Source organism: Pseudomonas sp. TE3644 (assembly GCF_056278815.1).
Genome location: NZ_JBWBQF010000001.1, coordinates 4,931,156 through 4,945,825, shown reverse-complemented (window position 1 = coordinate 4,945,825; position 14,670 = coordinate 4,931,156). Strand labels below are relative to the sequence as shown.

Here is a 14,670-nt window from a genome sequence, read left to right as displayed (position 1 = left end):
AGGACGATGAGTCACCCCTCGCAATTCACTCTGTTGGGCAAACGGCGTTTCCTGCCGTTTTTCGTTACCCAGTCCCTGGGTGCCTTCAACGACAACGTATTCAAGCAATCGCTGATTCTGGCGATCCTCTACAAGCTCAGCATCGAGGGCGACCGCTCCATCTGGGTCAATCTGTGCGCGATGCTGTTCATCCTGCCGTTTTTCCTGTTTTCGGCGCTGGCCGGGCAGTTCGGCGAGAAATTCAACAAGGACAGCCTGATCCGCGTGATCAAGCTCGGCGAGATCGTGATCATGGCGGTCGGCGCCACCGGCTTCATGTTCGATCACTTGTGGATGATGCTGGCGGCACTGTTCGCCATGGGCACCCATTCGGCGCTGTTCGGCCCGGTGAAGTATTCGATCATGCCCCAGGCCTTGCGCGAAGAAGAACTGGTGGGCGGCAACGGCCTGGTGGAAATGGGTACGTTCCTGGCGATCCTGGCTGGCACCATCAGCGCCGGCGTGATGATGTCCCAGGCGCACTACGCGCCCATCGTCAGTTGCGCCATCGTGCTGGTGGCGGTGTTGGGCTACCTGGCCAGCCGCGGCATTCCCCGTGCGGCTGCCGACACGCCTGAGCTCAAGCTGAACTGGAATATCTTCAGTGGCTCCTGGGCTACCTTGAAGATGGGCCTGAAGCAGACCCCGGCCGTTTCGCGCTCGGTGGTGGGTAACTCGTGGTTCTGGTTTGTCGGGGCCATTTACCTGACGCAGATCCCGGCCTACGCCAAGGACTGGCTCAATGGCGATGAGACGGTGGTCACCCTGATCCTCACGGTGTTCTCGGTGGGCATCGCCCTGGGGTCGGTGCTGTGCGAGAAACTGTCGGGGCGCAAGGTGGAGATCGGCCTGGTGCCGTTCGGCTCATTCGGGCTGACCCTGTTCGGCCTGCTGCTGTGGTGGCATTCAGGCGACTTCGCCCAGGCACCGCTGGAAAACGACTGGCTGACGCTGCTGGGCATCGGCCACACCTGGTGGGTGCTGGCGGACATCCTAGGCCTGGGCATTTTCGGTGGCTTCTATATTGTGCCGCTGTACGCGCTGATCCAGTCGCGCACCGCCGAGAACGAACGTTCGCGGGTGATCGCCGCCAACAACATCCTCAATGCCTTGTTCATGGTGGTCTCGGCCATTGTCTCCATCGTCTTGCTCAGCGTGGCCAAGCTGTCGATCCCGCAGCTGTTCCTGGTGGTGTCGGTGATGAACATCGCCGTCAACGCGTACATCTTCAAGATCGTGCCCGAGTTCACCATGCGCTTCATGATCTGGCTGCTCAGCCATTCCATGTACCGGGTCAAGCATCAGGACCTGGAGCAGATTCCTGACGAGGGCGCGGCATTGCTGGTGTGCAACCACGTATCGTTCGTCGATGCGTTGCTGATCAGCGGCGCGGTGCGGCGGCCGATTCGCTTTGTGATGTATTACAAGATCTTCCAGCTGCCGGTGCTCAACTTCATCTTCCGCACGGCGGGGGCCATACCGATCGCCGGGCGTGGCGAAGACCTGCACATCTACGATCAGGCGTTCAAGCGCATTGCCGCCAGCCTGGCCGAGGGCGAATTGGTGTGCATTTTCCCCGAGGGCAAGTTGACGGCCGATGGCGAGATCAACGAGTTCAAGAGCGGGGTGACCACGGTGCTGCAGCAGACACCGGTGCCGGTGATTCCGCTGGCATTGCAGGGGTTGTGGGGCAGCTTCTTCAGCCGGGACCCGCAGAAGGGCTTTTTCCGCCGGTTGTGGTCGCGGGTGACGGTGGTTGCGGGTGCGCCGCTGGCGGCGGATCAGGCGGTGCCCTCGCAATTGCGTGCACGGGTTAGTGAGTTGCGGGGGGATGGTCGTTAATTGTTGGTGAGGCTGCCGGCCTCATCGCGAGCAAGCTTTGCTCCCACAGTGTTGAGCCGGATACAGGTATAAGCCTCGACACTGTGGGAGCAAAGCTTGCTCGCGAGAGGCCGGAACACTCAGCAACAGATTTAAATCAGGCGCTGATCTTGAGGCCAATCAAACCGGTGATAATCAGCAATACACTGGCGATCCGCATCGGGGCAAGGGACTCACCAAACAGCACCACCCCCGCAATCACCGTCCCCACCGCACCCACGCCCGTCCAGATCGCATACGCCGTGCCCAGCGGCAAATCGCGCATGGCCAGGCCCAGCAGCCCCAGGCTTGCAGCCATGGCAGCAACGGTCAACACGGTAGGCAGGGGGCGAGAAAAGCCATCGGTGTATTTGAGCCCGATGGCCCAGCCCACTTCGAACAGGCCGGCAAAAAACAGAATCAACCAAGGCATGGCAACCTCCATCATTCAATTAAGTGATGGGGCCGTCCCCGAATGAAAAATGCGCAGTCACGGGTCGTCCCGTGACTGCGCATTATAGTGCCCAAGTCCCATCACCCAGACAAGATGCCCGTTACGAGCGGTCCTTCATCTTGCGGAAGAAGGTGGCCAGCAGCGCCCCGGAAATGTTGTGCCACACACTGAACAGCGCACTGGGCACCGCCGCCAGGGGCGAGAAGTGTGCACTGGCCAGGGCGGCGCCCAAACCGGAGTTCTGCATGCCCACTTCCAGGGCCAGGGATTTGCGCTGGGCCAGCGGCAGCTTGAACACCCGCCCCGTGAAGTAGCCCAGCACAAAGCCGAAGCTGTTGTGCAGGATGACCACGGCCATGATCAGCAGGCCCGATTCGGCGATCTTCGCCTGGCTGGCGGCCACCACGGCGCAAACGATCATGACGATGCTGACCACCGACACCAGCGGCAACACCTCCACGGCGTAATGCACGCGCGCGCCCAGCAGGCGTTGGGCAACCACACCCAGCACGATGGGCAGCATCACCAGCTGCAGGATCGACCAGAACATCTCCATAAACGATACCGGCAGCCATGCCGACGCCAGCAGCCAGATCAATGCCGGGGTCAGCAGCGGGGCGAGCAGGGTGGTGACGGCGGCGATGGCCACCGACAGCGCCAGGTCGCCCTTGGCCAGCCAGGTCATGACGTTGGACGCCGTGCCGCTCGGGCAGCAGCCGACCAGGATCACGCCCACGGCGATTTCTGCCGGCAGGTGGAACGCCTGGCACAGCAACCAGGCCATGCCCGGCATGATCACAAAGTGCGCGACCACGCCCAGCAGCACGCGCCAGGGGTGGCGGCTGAGTTCGGCGAAATCGTCGAGCTTGAGGGTCAGGCCCATGCCGAACATCACCAGGCCCAGCAGCGGTACGATCAGCACTTTGAGGGCGATGAACCATTGCGGGAACAGGAACGCCAGGACGGCGAACAGCAAGACCCAGTAAGCGAAGGTGTTGCCGACAAAGCGGCTGAGGGCGGCCAGGGCACGCATGGGGGTGTTTCCTTGTTATGGATTGCGGTGGCAGGCCTGCGGCACTTTTAGTGGGAGCGGGCTCTGCCCGCGAAAAGGGCGGTGCGGTACATCAGGTGTAATGCATCGGCCTTTTCGCGGGCAGAGCCCGCTCCCACAGAGGTTGTGTCAGGGCCGCATCAGATACCCTGCGGCAGCTCTTCGCCGCCCAGGGCTTCGAACAGCGCCGGCAGGAAGTCGCCGAAGGTCAGCATCATCAGGGTGAAGCTGGCGTCCAGCTGGCCCAGTGCCTCGTCGCCGCCGTCTTCTTCAGCCTGGTCCTGCAGCAGTTCTTCGAACTTCAGGCGCTTGACCACCATCTTGTCGTCCAGCACGAACGACAGCTTGTCCTGCCAGGCCAGCGACAGCTGGGTTACCAGCTTGCCGGTGCTCAGGTGCAGTTGGATCTCGTCGGCGGTCAGGTCCTGGCGCTTGCAGCGCACGATGCCACCGTCTTCTTCCACGTCACGCAGTTCGCACTCATCCAGCACATAGAAGTCGGGCGCGGCCTGTTGGGTCTTGACCCACTCGGTCATCACTGCGGTCGGCGAGGTTTTTACCGTCAGCGGGCGCACCGGCAGCGAGCCGATCACTTCGCGCAGGGTGGACAGCAGGTCTTCGGCGCGCTTGGGGCTGGCCGAGTTCACCAGGATCAGGCCCTGCTTGGGGGCGATGGCGGCGAAGGTCGACGAGCGACGGATGAAGGCACGCGGCAGGAAGGCCTGGATGATCTCGTCCTTGATCTGGTCGCGCTCTTTCTTGTAGACCTTGCGCATCTGCTCGGCTTCGATCTCTTCGACCTTCTCTTTGACCGCGTCGCGCACGACGCTGCCTGGCAGGATGCGCTCTTCCTTGCGGGCGCTGATCAGCAGGAAGTCGCCGCTGACGTGAACAAGCGGGGCGTCTTCGCCTTTACCAAAGGGGGCGACGAAACCGTAGGTGGTCAGCTCCTGGCTGGCGCACGGGCGGGCCGGCTTGGTGGCCAATGCGGTTTCCAGTGCTTCGGCGTCGAAAGGAATATCTTGGGTCAAACGGTAGACAAGCAGGTTTTTGAACCACATGGGGTGAATCACTCCTCAGCACATAAGGGGCGCATTATTGTCCCGTGTGAGGGCGCAGGCCAACCCTGCGCTAAGTGATTGGAAGGCTTGGAAAAATAAATTAAAAAAGAGCTTGCCAGGCTATAGGCCCATCCGTAGAATGCGCGCCACACCGAGAGACAATGGGTGATTAGCTCAGCTGGGAGAGCATCTGCCTTACAAGCAGAGGGTCGGCGGTTCGATCCCGTCATCACCCACCATTATCTCTTTGTGTATCGCGCAGCGGTAGTTCAGTCGGTTAGAATACCGGCCTGTCACGCCGGGGGTCGCGGGTTCGAGTCCCGTCCGCTGCGCCATATTCGGTATCAGGAACACTGAACGCCTGATACCAACGAAAAAGCCTGCCTAGTGCAGGCTTTTTTTCGTCTGCAATAAATGATTTTCGCTGCGATGCAATAATTGTCATTTGTGGCTTGCCATATGCAAAATCCATCCGTAGAATGCGCGCCACACCGAGAGACGAAGGGTGATTAGCTCAGCCGGGAGAGCATCTGCCTTACAAGCAGAGGGTCGGCGGTTCGATCCCGTCATCACCCACCACTCGCTCACAGTGTATCGCGCAGCGGTAGTTCAGTCGGTTAGAATACCGGCCTGTCACGCCGGGGGTCGCGGGTTCGAGTCCCGTCCGCTGCGCCATATTCGGCACCAGGAACACTGAACGCCTGGTACCAAAAAAGAAGCCTGCCTTGTGCAGGCTTTTTTTCGTCTGGACTTTTTGCTACATCGCGCGTAGCCGCTGCCGAAGGCTGCGCTGGCCCTGCGCCTCGCTGGAAATCTCCAGTGGGGCATAGGGCCAGCGCAGCCTGCGGCAGCGGCTACGGGTTACTTGGCGGGGGTCAGGGTGAGGCGCTGGGTGCCGTAGGCGCGGTCGAAGTTTTGCGGCTGCAGCGGGATGCTCACGTACTGCCCCTTCATCCAGCCATCAATGCCGTCGGCATAATGCGGGCTGGCCGGGTTGCCCGACTGGCCAGGGCTGTTCTGCCCCATCAGCGGCTCGTTCTGCGCAAAGTCGACGATAAAGCGCATGGTCGCCGCCTGAGTCACATCAAAGCTCTGGCCCCAGGCATAGGCTGCGGCATTGAGGGTGGTGTGATCGCCCCCTGCCTGACGCACCGGTTGTGCAGCGCCCTTGGTGGCCCACTGGTAATGATGCAGGTTGCCCCACTGCCAGGCTTTGTGGTCGGCACCCAGTTGCCGTTCGCCTTCGTTTACGGCCGCTGCCAGGCTGCGCGCCAGGATGGCTGGCTTGTCTTCTTTCTGCGCAGTGCGCACGTCGTCCCAGAACGGGCTGTCCTCGCGGGCCAGCAAGTGGTCGGCCTGGGCCGAGTACGACAGGTTGCCGGCGGCCACGAAAGCTTTCCACGCCGGGCCGTCCTGTGGGCCCAGTTCGTCGAGGAAGATCTGCTGGCTGCTTGCCTGCAGGAACAGTTCGTACAGCGCAGCGTCCGACGACTGCGCGGCCAGGTTGCCATTGAACGCCAGCAGGCGGGTCAGGGCCTCCTGGGCCTTGGCGCGGTCGGCGGCGGGCAGGGCGTCGATGGCCTGTTTCAGCGGCTGGGCCATGCCCGGCGCCTGGAACATGGTCTTGAGCTTGGCGGCGAAGGTGGTGGTCTGGTCGTACTGCATGGCGATCAGGCTGCGGGTGTCCTGCTTGCCGGCGCCGGCCAGTTCGGCCAGGCGCTCGCTGCGCTCCGGGTAGTACCAGGAACTGGACAGCTGCATGCCGTAGCCTTTGGGCACGGTGCGCTGGTTGGCGGTGCCCAGCCAGCCTTGCGGCGGGTCCTGGTCATAGGGGTGCAGCATGGCGTCGGCAAAGCCGTCCCAGTCGTAGCGGCTGTCCCAGCCCGGCGACGGCACCAGGCCGCGGCCTTCACGGCGGTTGGGCAGGCGCCCGGTAACTTGCCAGCCCACGTGCTGGGCGTCGGCGAACACCATGTTGACGGCGATGGCGCGGATTTCCCGGCTGGCGTCCGACGCTGCGTCCACGGACTTCGCCCGCGACAGGTCGAACAGCGCATCCAGGCTCTTGTCGTCCTTGAAGTCCGGGGTTTGCAGGGCCAGGCCCAGGCCGCTGCCGATGGGCGCGCCGCCCAGCATGCTGTTGAGCAGCGCGCCATGACGGGTATCAAACACGGCTTCGCGCAGCGGCGCCTGGCCTTTGGCAAAGAAGGTTTCCTGACGCACGCCTACCGGCCGCCACTTGCCATCGGCCAGGTACTGCAGTTGGTTGCCCTGACGCTGCAGTTTCTCCAGGAACAAGTCCTGGTTGTCGCCCATGGCCGGGGTCATGCTCCAGGCCACCTTGCCGTTGAAACCGGCCATCACGCCGGGGATACCGGCCAGGGACACGCCCGCTGCCTGGTATTTGGGCGCGCGGATCTGCACGTAACTCCACAGCGACGGGGCGCTCAGGGGCTGGTGGGTATCGCTGGCCAGCAGGCTGCGGCCATTGCGCGCGCGGGCCGGGGTGATGGCCCAGTTGTCGGCGCTGGTCAGGCTCGGCAGGTTCAACCCGGCCAGGTCACCGGCGGCCTTGTCGACGTTGGCCAGGCCCGGGATCTGCGCCAGGCTGACGCCCTTGAGCTTGTCGGTTTCATCGAACGGCAGCGGCTCATCCGGGTAGGTGGGGATCAGCCAGGCCAGCTTGTCGGCGCCGACTTTCTGCGCCAGGGTCAGCGAGGCCAGTTCTTCGCGCAGGTTGGCCGACAGGCTGAAGTTGAACAGGGCAAAGATCAGCGCCGAGTCTTCCGGCTTCCAGTACTCAGGCTTGTAACCCGACTCGGCCAGGTCCATCGGCAGCTTGTCGCGGTAGCGGAACAGGTAGGCGTTGACGCCGCGGGCGTACACCTCGAAGAAGCGTTTGAGGCGTGGCGACGCGGCGGCGTACATATCCTCGGCGTTTTTCTTCAGGTTGACGGCGCGCATGAAACGGTCGACGTCGAGCATGCCTGGGCCGGCCATTTCCGACAGGCGGCCCTGGGCCAGCAGGCGCATGCCCACCATCTGGCTGATGCGGTCGCTGGCATTGATATAGCCCTGGGCAAACAGCGCGTCGTGGAAGTTGCTGCTTTCGATCAGCGGCATGCCAGTGGCGTTGCGGCGCACCGAGACGTTCTGGGCCAGCCCCTTGAGCGGCTGCACGCCGCTGTCAGGCGGCACGCTGTCGGCATAACGGCTGTCCAGCCATGACTGGCAACCGGTCAGGCTGATCAGCCCGGCCAGGGTCGCGGCAACGCCGAACCGGGGAAGACATTGAGTAAAGGCTGGCGAGGCCATGGTGGAGGCTCCTGCGGGGCTGGCGTGTAAAAGGCGCTACGTTAGTGAGCGCGCACACGCCACGCAAGCGGGCCGCCAGCTTTATTTGCACCGCAGGTCGGCGGGCGCCGCAGGCGGTGTGGGCAAGTGCCTGCGGCGCCACGCAAATCAGGCTTTGGGCGGGTTGATCCGCTCTACCCAGGCGTAGGCGCGTTCAGTGGCCGGGCGCGCCTTGATGGCCAGGAACCAGCGCTTGAGGTGGGGGAAATCGTCGAGGTTCTGGCTTTGCCGCTCGTAGGGCACCACCCAGGGGTAGATGGCCATGTCGGCAATGCTGTAGTTGTTACCGGCGACGAAGGCGCGGTCGGCCAGGCGCTTGTCGAGCACGCCGTAGAGGCGGGCGGTCTCGTCGATGTAGCGCTTCATGGCGTAAGGGATTTTTTCCGGGGCGAACACATTGAAGTGGTGGTTCTGCCCGGCCATCGGCCCCAGGCCGCCCATCTGCCAGAACAGCCATTGCAGCACCTGCTCGCGGCCACGCAGGTCGCTGGGGATGAACTGGCCGGTTTTCTCTGCCAGGTACAGCAGGATGGCACCGGACTCGAACAGCGAAATGGCTTCGCCACCGTCGGCAGGCTGGGTGTCTACAATTGCCGGGATGCGGTTGTTGGGGGAAATCTTCAGGAAGGCCGGTTCGAACTGTTCATTCTTGCCGATATTGACCGGGTGGACCTGGTACTCAAGCCCGGCTTCTTCCAGAAACAGGGTGATCTTGTGGCCGTTGGGGGTAGTCCAATAATGCAGATCGATCATGAAACGCTCCAAAGTCTCAAACGTCTTGCCGGATCGACTGTTTTACTCCCCTGCTAATTTGTTTCAAGGCATTTCAGCATTCCAAGGCCGGAAGCGCATGCGCCCGGCCCTGGGTCATTCAATCAGGCGCCGTGGCACTTCTTGAATTTCTTGCCGTTGCCGCACGGGCACGGGTCGTTGCGGCCCACGTCTTTGAGGGCGTTGCGCACTGGCTCTTGCGGCTCGTGGTTGCAGTGCGGACCGTGTACATGGCCGTGGTCGTGGTGGTGATCATGGTCGTGATCGTGGTTGCAGTCAGGGCCATGAACATGGGGTTGCTGGGTCATCTGGGTGTCTCCGAATTAGATCGGGAGGGATTATCTCATTGCGGGTGGGGGGAGGGGAGGGCGGAAAACAAAGAAATATCCTGCGTGGGAATCGGAAACCGCTGATGGTCAGAGAAAGCTTGACCTCTTAGGCTTTTTGTACGCCAATGACGTAGCTGGAATCTTGATGATTTTTGTAGAAACGCGGGTATTTACCGAGGACTTGCCCAAGTACCTCACTGATGAGGAGTACCGTGCATTTCAGGTTTTCCTGGCTCGCGATCCGGAAGCAGGCGACAGAATTCCCGGCACCGGTGGACTGAGAAAGGTTCGCTGGTCAGTCGCAAGCCGAGGAAAAAGGGGAGGGGTGCGGATCATCTATTATTACTTGATGCCCATGGATCAGTTGCGGTTGATCCTGATTTATCAGAAGGGGATCAAGGATGATCTGCTTGAGGAAGAAAAACGTCAGCTCAATGCGCTGAATCGAGGTTGGTCATAATGGAAAAAGAGCTATTCAATCGCCTTCTGCAAGGCATGCAGGAAATGGACGAGATTCATCGCGGTGTCCGCGAGCCGTCCCGGGTGTTTTATGTGGATGCCTTGAAGGTGAAGGAGATACGTCAATCGACAGGACTATCGCAGGAAGGTTTTGCCCGAACCATCGACGTGGCCGTGGGCACCTTGCGCAATTGGGAGCAAGGGCGTCGCGAGCCTGAGGGGCCTGCAAGGGCGCTACTGCGTGCCATCTACAATGACCCCGAGCATGTCCTTGCGGCATTGCGCCGATGATCAGCACTATTTGCGCATCAACTCCCCCGGCATAACCTCCCCACTACGCCGCAACACCACCTCATCCCAATCCACCACCCCCGTCTTCAACTCCCCCTCCAACCGATAGGGAATCGGCCGGTCAGGATGCTTCAACAGCTTCACCACATCGCGCAGGTGCTCCCACAGGTTGGTGCGCACCGGCACGTCGTAGCGGGCACTGGAGTGGCCATCCACCCGCAGCCATTCGTCGTATTCGTCGTCGGCCAGCAGGAAGCCGGCCAGTTGCACGCGGTACTTGAGGCCGCGCACGGTGAGGGTGCTGTCGTTGGGGTTGTCGATGCGAAAGTGCAGCATGAACTGCTGCTGCAACAGCTTGGCTTTCACCACCTGCACGGAAAGCAGGTGCACCTCGGGCGTGCGGCTGTCGTCGGCAAACCAGCTGGCGCAGCCGTGCAGGCCCAGCAACAGGCAGACAGTGATCAGGCGCAGTGTCCATTTATGCATGGTCAGTCCCTCGCGTTGCCTTGAGTCTACAACCCACACCTGGCTTGTTGGCAAAATCCTGAATGGGCCATACTGTGGCCATTACCCTCGATGGACCAGAGCTATGGGACTGTTCGAAATTGTCTTCCGCGGCGAGTTGGTGCCCGGTGCGCAGTTGGCGCTGGTGAAGGCCAACCTGGCCAAGCTGTTCCAGTCCGATGGCGCGCGCATCGATGCGTTGTTCAGTGGCCGGCGGCTGGTGCTCAAGAGTGACCTGGATCCCCAGGCCGCGGAGAAGTACCGCTCGACGCTTGAGCGCGCCGGGATCGTGGTCACCGTCGAGGCGGTGCCGGTGTCGGTGGAGGAGATCGAAATGGCGCCTCCGCCCGACGCGCCGGGGTTTGTCCGCAAACCGGCAAAAATGGCCGAGCCCTGGGTGGCGCGCGATTGCTACATGGCGGCGTTCGTCGAGGTGCAGGCCCCTGACTACGATGTGGCGGAAGCGGGTAGCGACCTGCAGCCGGAAAAGCCCCAGGTACTGCCGCCGCGCCTGGACTTGGCGCAATTCAGCCTGGCCCCGGCCGGCAGCGACATGGGCCAGAAGGCTCGGCCCGCTGCACCCCCGCCGCCAGACACCAGCCACCTGAAAATCACGCGCTGATATAACCGGCGCAGCACTTCTTGAACTTCTGCCCACTGGCGCACGGACAGGCGTCATTGCGCCCTGCCTTCAATGGCACCGTCGGGTCGATGAAATACCAGCGCCCGGCATTCTGCACAAACGACGAACGCTCGCGGTGGCTGTGCTCGCCCGCGGCGTCATGCCAGCGCGCCACGAAGGTCACGAACGCGTGCTCGGGCTGGCCGCCGAACACCTCGGCGCTTTCCACCGTCAAACCCAGCCAGGTGCTCTGGGCGCTCCAGTCGCCGATGGCCTGGCGGTCCAGGCCGCTCTGCTGCACCGGCAAGGTGGTGGCCACCAGGTAATCGATCAGGCCCAGCACGTAGGCGCTGTAGCGCGAGCGCATCAGCGCCTGGGCGTCGGGTGCCGGCAGGCCGGCGTGATAATGGCCGCAGCAGGCGTCCAACAGGTTGCCGCTGCCGCAAGGGCAAATGCTTGTGCTCATCGGGTTACCACCAGTACTTGCCAAAATTCTCCGGGTTGGCCCAGAAGCGCGAATTGAGCCAGTCGGGCACCTGCTTATATTCACGCAGATCATAGGTGAACAGGGTCAGCACCTGCTGGTCGCGCTGGAAGCGCTCGCTGGCCTGCAGGGCCAAGGCGTAGAAGTCGGTTTCCGCCCAGCCGCAGGCGGCCAGGTCTGCCAGCACGGCAATGCGACTGGCGTTGAGGTTGCGGATGCCGGCCAACAGTTCCAGTGCCGGGCGCTTGGGCAGGTGTTCCAGGCAATCGACCACCACCGCCAGGTCAAAACGCTGACCGGCAAGGTCGGCAGGCAGCGCGCCCGGGACGGCCTGGGCGACGACGCTGTCCGGGTGAGCTTCACGGAAGGCGGCCAGCGCCGGGAAATCACTGGCGCCTACCACCAGCAGGCGCTGCGGGGCATAGCGATCCAGAAGGGCGGCCAGCGCCTGTTGCGGCGTGCGCGTAGAAAAGCTTGCAGTCATTGAGCATCCTCGATCAGAACTGCCAAGACTAGCCTTGTTCCGGGCCGAAACCTAGCCTGTATGGCTTATTGCTGGCGCATCTGCAAACTGCCGTCTTTACTCCCAATGCAGTCGGTTGTCCGCCGATTCCCCCCCATTTGGAGAGAAACCTGATGAGCATAGTGAGTAAGGCGCTACCTTTGGTACTGCTAACCAGTGTGTTGACTGGTTGCGCAGGTTTGCAGAAAACCGACTGGCCCAAGTGCGCTGCGGTCGGGGGCGTGACGGGCGCAGCCTTGGGGTCGATCGAGAACTCGACCTGGGCCGGGTGGGGCGTGCTGGTGGGCGGCGGTGTGGCGGCAGCCTATTGCTGGGTGCATGGCGACGGTGACGAAGACGGCGACGGCGTGATGGACAGCGTCGACAAGTGCCCGCATACCCCGCGCGGCACGCCGGTCGATGCCACCGGTTGCCCATTCCCGCCACCGGCCCCGGCCCCTGTCGCCGAACCGGCGCCGCTGCCCAAGCAGGAAGTCATCGTCATCCGGGATGTGCACTTCGAGTTCGACTCGGCGCGCCTGACTGGCCCGGACAAGGCGCAATTGGACAAGGTTGCGACCAAACTCAAAACCGAGGCGCCGTCCACCCAGCTGACCGTAACCGGTCATACCGACAGCGTCGGCAAGCCTGGCTACAACAAAAAGCTGTCTGACCGCCGCGCCCATTCGGTGGTGGACTACCTGGTAAGTGCGGGCATTCCACGCTCCAGCTTCGTCTCCGTTACCGGTGCGGGCGAGACCCAGCCTGTGGCCGATAACAAGACGGCTGATGGCCGCGCCCAGAACCGTCGGGTGGAAATCCGCCTCGACCGCTGAAAACCTCGCCACGCGCGGCTTGTGAATTTCACAGGCCGGTCTTTACTCCTGTGTTACCGGCACCGGCCGGTGACACAGGAGCATTTCATATGAGATCAATCTGGCGGGCAGCGTTACCCGTTCTTCTGGTCAGCAGTGTTCTCACCGGTTGCGCCACTACCAGCGATGGCAGTGCCCCGCTCAATCAAAAGAACTGGCCTATCTGCAGCCTTATCGGTGGTGTAGTGGGTGGCGGCCTTGGCGCCATCAAAAGCTCATCCTGGGCCGGTGGCCTGGGCGTTCTGGGCGCAGTCACCGGTGGCTTGATCTGTTACGCGCAGGATGGCGACGAGGATGGCGACGGGGTGTTCGACCGCCGCGACCATTGCCCCGACACGCCGCCCAATACCCCGGTCAACCACATGGGTTGCCCATTGCCGCAATACCCGGCAACGGTCAAGGCGCCCGAGCCGACCCCGCCGCCTGAAGAGGTGATCACCCTCAGCGACGCCGGCAATGTGTTGTTTGCCTTCGATTCCTCGGCCCTTACCCAGGAAGCCCGCAGCCAGCTGCAGGACCTGATGAGCAAGCTCAAGGCCGCCGATGTGGTCAGCGTCAAGGTGGTGGGCCACACCGACAGCAAGGGCACCGACGCCTATAACCAGAAATTGTCCGAGCGGCGCGCTGACAGCGTGGCCAAGTTCCTGATCAGTCAGGGGCTGGCCGCCAACAAGGTGACCAGCGAAGGCGATGGCGAGCGCAAGCCGGTGGCTGACAACGACACTGACGAAGGCCGCGCGAAAAACCGCCGTGTCGAGCTGCACATCAACCGCTGACTGCCCCACCCGTAGGAGCTGCCGCCAGGCTGCGCTGGCCCTTTAATACACTGAACATCTCCAGTGAATCACAGGGCCAGCGCAGCCTGTCGGCAGCGGCTACGCGGTTATGGCGAAATTCTGTCATTTTTTGTTCATGCAGATATGGCACAAACACCACCCCGGCGTTACTGTGCGGGGAAAGAATAATCAATGGGGGCGGGCATGGCGTGGTTGTGGACCCTGGGCAAGGCCTTGACGGTGTTGTTCTGGTGGGTGGTACTGGTCAATCTGCTCATGCCCATGACGCATCCGTTCCGATCGCTGATCAACCTGACCGGCGCGACGTTGATGCTGTTGCATCTGCTTGAAGTCCTGTTCTTCCACGCCAGCTTGCGTGGCCGTTCCCATCCCTGGTTTGACCGCCTGCAGATCCTGCTGGTGGGTATATTTCATGTGCGTTCAATTCCGACCCGGTCGGTGCAGGAGAGCAACAATGCGTAGGCTGTGTCTGGTAGCGGCGTTGTTCACGCCTTTGGCAATGGCCCAAAGCTTGAGTGTCGAACCCCATTCGTTGATGCGCCTGCCCGGCAAGGACGGCGTGCTGACCCTCGACCGCCTGGTGGTGGAGGACTACGCCACCTTGCTGGTGCCGGACAACCTGGTGGAACTGAAAGTGGGCGAGCTGCACCTGGGGCATGAAGCGCGTATCGCCATCGTGCCGGGCAGTGAGCAATTGCGTATCGAGGCGCGCCACGCCGAACTGGGCGAGGGCAGCCAGATCCTGGCCCGTGGCGCCCCGGGCACCTATGAAAAGGACGCCCTGCCGGGCCGCGACCTGACCCTGCAATTGCAGTCCCTCAGTGGTCCGCTGTTGTCGATTGACGCCCGTGGTGGCGCCGGTGCGCCGGGCTATTTCGGCCTGGATGGCGCCAACGGCGATGCGCCGGGTTGCCTGTGGGGCGACGCCGGCCGCGGCCACGACGGCCTCAATGGCGGCAACGGGCATGATGGCGCTGCCGGTGCCCAGGTGCACCTGCAAGTGCCGCGCGACTACCCGGCCAACGCCATCAAGGTCGAACTGGACGGCGGCGCGGGCGGTCTGGCGGGCAAGGCCGGCAAGGCGGGCGCCGGTGGCAAGTCCAAGGGCTGCTTCATCTATAGCACCGCAGGCGCCAAGGCCGGCCGTGCTGGCCAGCCGGGCGAGCCGGGCGTGGCCGGTCGCCCCGGTGCGCTGACCCTTCAGCGCCTGTAACCGC

General features: G+C 62.7%; 17 protein-coding genes and 4 tRNA genes. 12 read left to right on the top strand and 9 right to left on the bottom strand.

Annotated elements, in window-relative coordinates; translation table 11 throughout:
• Positions 1 to 6 precede the first annotated feature (6 nt).
• Positions 7 to 1,881, top strand: a complete 1,875-nt coding sequence (locus ACZ9GA_RS21800) for an MFS transporter (protein ID WP_457360796.1) — start codon at positions 7 to 9, stop codon at positions 1,879 to 1,881.
• A 136-nt stretch (positions 1,882 to 2,017) separates the two neighbouring features.
• Here ACZ9GA_RS21800 and sugE read toward each other — a convergent pair whose 3' ends face one another.
• The 3 genes from sugE to rdgC all read right to left on the bottom strand — a co-directional run bounded on the left by sugE (position 2,018) and on the right by rdgC (position 4,465).
• Complete coding sequence (gene sugE / locus ACZ9GA_RS21795) at positions 2,018 to 2,332, bottom strand: quaternary ammonium compound efflux SMR transporter SugE (protein ID WP_457360797.1); 315 nt, start codon at positions 2,330 to 2,332, stop codon at positions 2,018 to 2,020.
• Between the two features lie 121 nt (positions 2,333 to 2,453).
• Positions 2,454 to 3,386: a bile acid:sodium symporter family protein gene (locus ACZ9GA_RS21790; protein ID WP_457360798.1), complete on the bottom strand. Its 933-nt coding sequence runs from the start codon at positions 3,384 to 3,386 to the stop codon at positions 2,454 to 2,456.
• Between the two features lie 158 nt (positions 3,387 to 3,544).
• Complete coding sequence (rdgC, locus tag ACZ9GA_RS21785; protein ID WP_455924419.1) at positions 3,545 to 4,465, bottom strand: recombination-associated protein RdgC; 921 nt, start codon at positions 4,463 to 4,465, stop codon at positions 3,545 to 3,547.
• A gap of 163 nt (positions 4,466 to 4,628) precedes the next feature.
• Between rdgC and ACZ9GA_RS21780 the strand changes: the two genes are divergently transcribed.
• From ACZ9GA_RS21780 to ACZ9GA_RS21765, 4 genes are all read left to right on the top strand, one after another.
• Positions 4,629 to 4,704: transfer RNA gene (locus ACZ9GA_RS21780), tRNA-Val, on the top strand.
• A gap of 19 nt (positions 4,705 to 4,723) precedes the next feature.
• Positions 4,724 to 4,800: transfer RNA gene (locus tag ACZ9GA_RS21775), tRNA-Asp, on the top strand.
• 168 nt (positions 4,801 to 4,968) lie between these two features.
• Positions 4,969 to 5,044, top strand: a tRNA-Val gene (locus tag ACZ9GA_RS21770).
• A gap of 19 nt (positions 5,045 to 5,063) precedes the next feature.
• Positions 5,064 to 5,140: transfer RNA gene (locus ACZ9GA_RS21765), tRNA-Asp, on the top strand.
• 186 nt (positions 5,141 to 5,326) lie between these two features.
• Here ACZ9GA_RS21765 and ACZ9GA_RS21760 read toward each other — a convergent pair.
• From ACZ9GA_RS21760 to ACZ9GA_RS21750, 3 genes are all read right to left on the bottom strand, one after another.
• A complete protein-coding gene (locus ACZ9GA_RS21760; RefSeq protein WP_457360799.1) occupies positions 5,327 to 7,780 on the bottom strand; it encodes a penicillin acylase family protein in 2,454 nt (817 codons plus the stop codon).
• A gap of 147 nt (positions 7,781 to 7,927) precedes the next feature.
• Positions 7,928 to 8,572, bottom strand: coding sequence for a glutathione binding-like protein (locus tag ACZ9GA_RS21755; RefSeq protein ID WP_457360800.1), 645 nt, complete (start codon positions 8,570 to 8,572; stop codon positions 7,928 to 7,930).
• A gap of 122 nt (positions 8,573 to 8,694) precedes the next feature.
• On the bottom strand, positions 8,695 to 8,898 hold the full coding sequence (locus ACZ9GA_RS21750) for an SEC-C metal-binding domain-containing protein (RefSeq protein ID WP_027977214.1): 204 nt from the start codon (positions 8,896 to 8,898) through the stop codon (positions 8,695 to 8,697).
• A gap of 166 nt (positions 8,899 to 9,064) precedes the next feature.
• Here ACZ9GA_RS21750 and ACZ9GA_RS21745 point away from each other — a divergent pair, with 166 nt between their 5' ends.
• The gene (locus ACZ9GA_RS21745) at positions 9,065 to 9,379 is read left to right on the top strand and encodes a hypothetical protein (protein ID WP_457360801.1); all 315 of its coding nucleotides are present in this window, start codon (positions 9,065 to 9,067) and stop codon (positions 9,377 to 9,379) included.
• Positions 9,379 to 9,669, top strand: a complete 291-nt coding sequence (locus ACZ9GA_RS21740; protein ID WP_457360802.1) for a helix-turn-helix domain-containing protein — start codon at positions 9,379 to 9,381, stop codon at positions 9,667 to 9,669. Before ACZ9GA_RS21745 ends, ACZ9GA_RS21740 begins: the two co-directional genes overlap by 1 nt.
• A 6-nt stretch (positions 9,670 to 9,675) precedes the next feature.
• Here ACZ9GA_RS21740 and ACZ9GA_RS21735 read toward each other — a convergent pair whose 3' ends face one another.
• On the bottom strand, positions 9,676 to 10,155 hold the full coding sequence (locus tag ACZ9GA_RS21735; RefSeq protein WP_457360803.1) for an LEA/WHy family protein: 480 nt from the start codon (positions 10,153 to 10,155) through the stop codon (positions 9,676 to 9,678).
• A 103-nt stretch (positions 10,156 to 10,258) separates the two neighbouring features.
• Between ACZ9GA_RS21735 and ACZ9GA_RS21730 the strand changes: the two genes are divergently transcribed.
• Complete coding sequence (locus ACZ9GA_RS21730) at positions 10,259 to 10,795, top strand: hypothetical protein (RefSeq protein ID WP_457360804.1); 537 nt, start codon at positions 10,259 to 10,261, stop codon at positions 10,793 to 10,795.
• Here the strand turns inward: ACZ9GA_RS21730 and ACZ9GA_RS21725 are convergent.
• The gene (locus ACZ9GA_RS21725; RefSeq protein ID WP_457360805.1) at positions 10,785 to 11,261 is read right to left on the bottom strand and encodes a YchJ family protein; all 477 of its coding nucleotides are present in this window, start codon (positions 11,259 to 11,261) and stop codon (positions 10,785 to 10,787) included. The genes ACZ9GA_RS21730 and ACZ9GA_RS21725 overlap by 11 nt on opposite strands.
• Before the next feature lie 4 nt (positions 11,262 to 11,265).
• Positions 11,266 to 11,763, bottom strand: coding sequence for a DUF6231 family protein (locus tag ACZ9GA_RS21720; RefSeq protein WP_457360806.1), 498 nt, complete (start codon positions 11,761 to 11,763; stop codon positions 11,266 to 11,268).
• Positions 11,764 to 11,915: 152 nt separating this feature from the next.
• Between ACZ9GA_RS21720 and ACZ9GA_RS21715 the strand changes: the two genes are divergently transcribed.
• From ACZ9GA_RS21715 to ACZ9GA_RS21700, 4 genes are all read left to right on the top strand, one after another.
• Positions 11,916 to 12,617: a PA1041 family peptidoglycan-binding anchor lipoprotein gene (locus ACZ9GA_RS21715; RefSeq protein WP_457360807.1), complete on the top strand. Its 702-nt coding sequence runs from the start codon at positions 11,916 to 11,918 to the stop codon at positions 12,615 to 12,617.
• 89 nt (positions 12,618 to 12,706) lie between these two features.
• The gene (locus tag ACZ9GA_RS21710; protein WP_457360808.1) at positions 12,707 to 13,432 is read left to right on the top strand and encodes a PA1041 family peptidoglycan-binding anchor lipoprotein; all 726 of its coding nucleotides are present in this window, start codon (positions 12,707 to 12,709) and stop codon (positions 13,430 to 13,432) included.
• Positions 13,433 to 13,636: 204 nt separating this feature from the next.
• The gene (locus ACZ9GA_RS21705; protein ID WP_457360809.1) at positions 13,637 to 13,915 is read left to right on the top strand and encodes a DUF1145 domain-containing protein; all 279 of its coding nucleotides are present in this window, start codon (positions 13,637 to 13,639) and stop codon (positions 13,913 to 13,915) included.
• Complete coding sequence (locus tag ACZ9GA_RS21700; RefSeq protein WP_457360810.1) at positions 13,908 to 14,666, top strand: collagen-like protein; 759 nt, start codon at positions 13,908 to 13,910, stop codon at positions 14,664 to 14,666. The genes ACZ9GA_RS21705 and ACZ9GA_RS21700 overlap by 8 nt, the downstream gene beginning before the upstream one ends.
• Positions 14,667 to 14,670 lie beyond the last annotated feature (4 nt).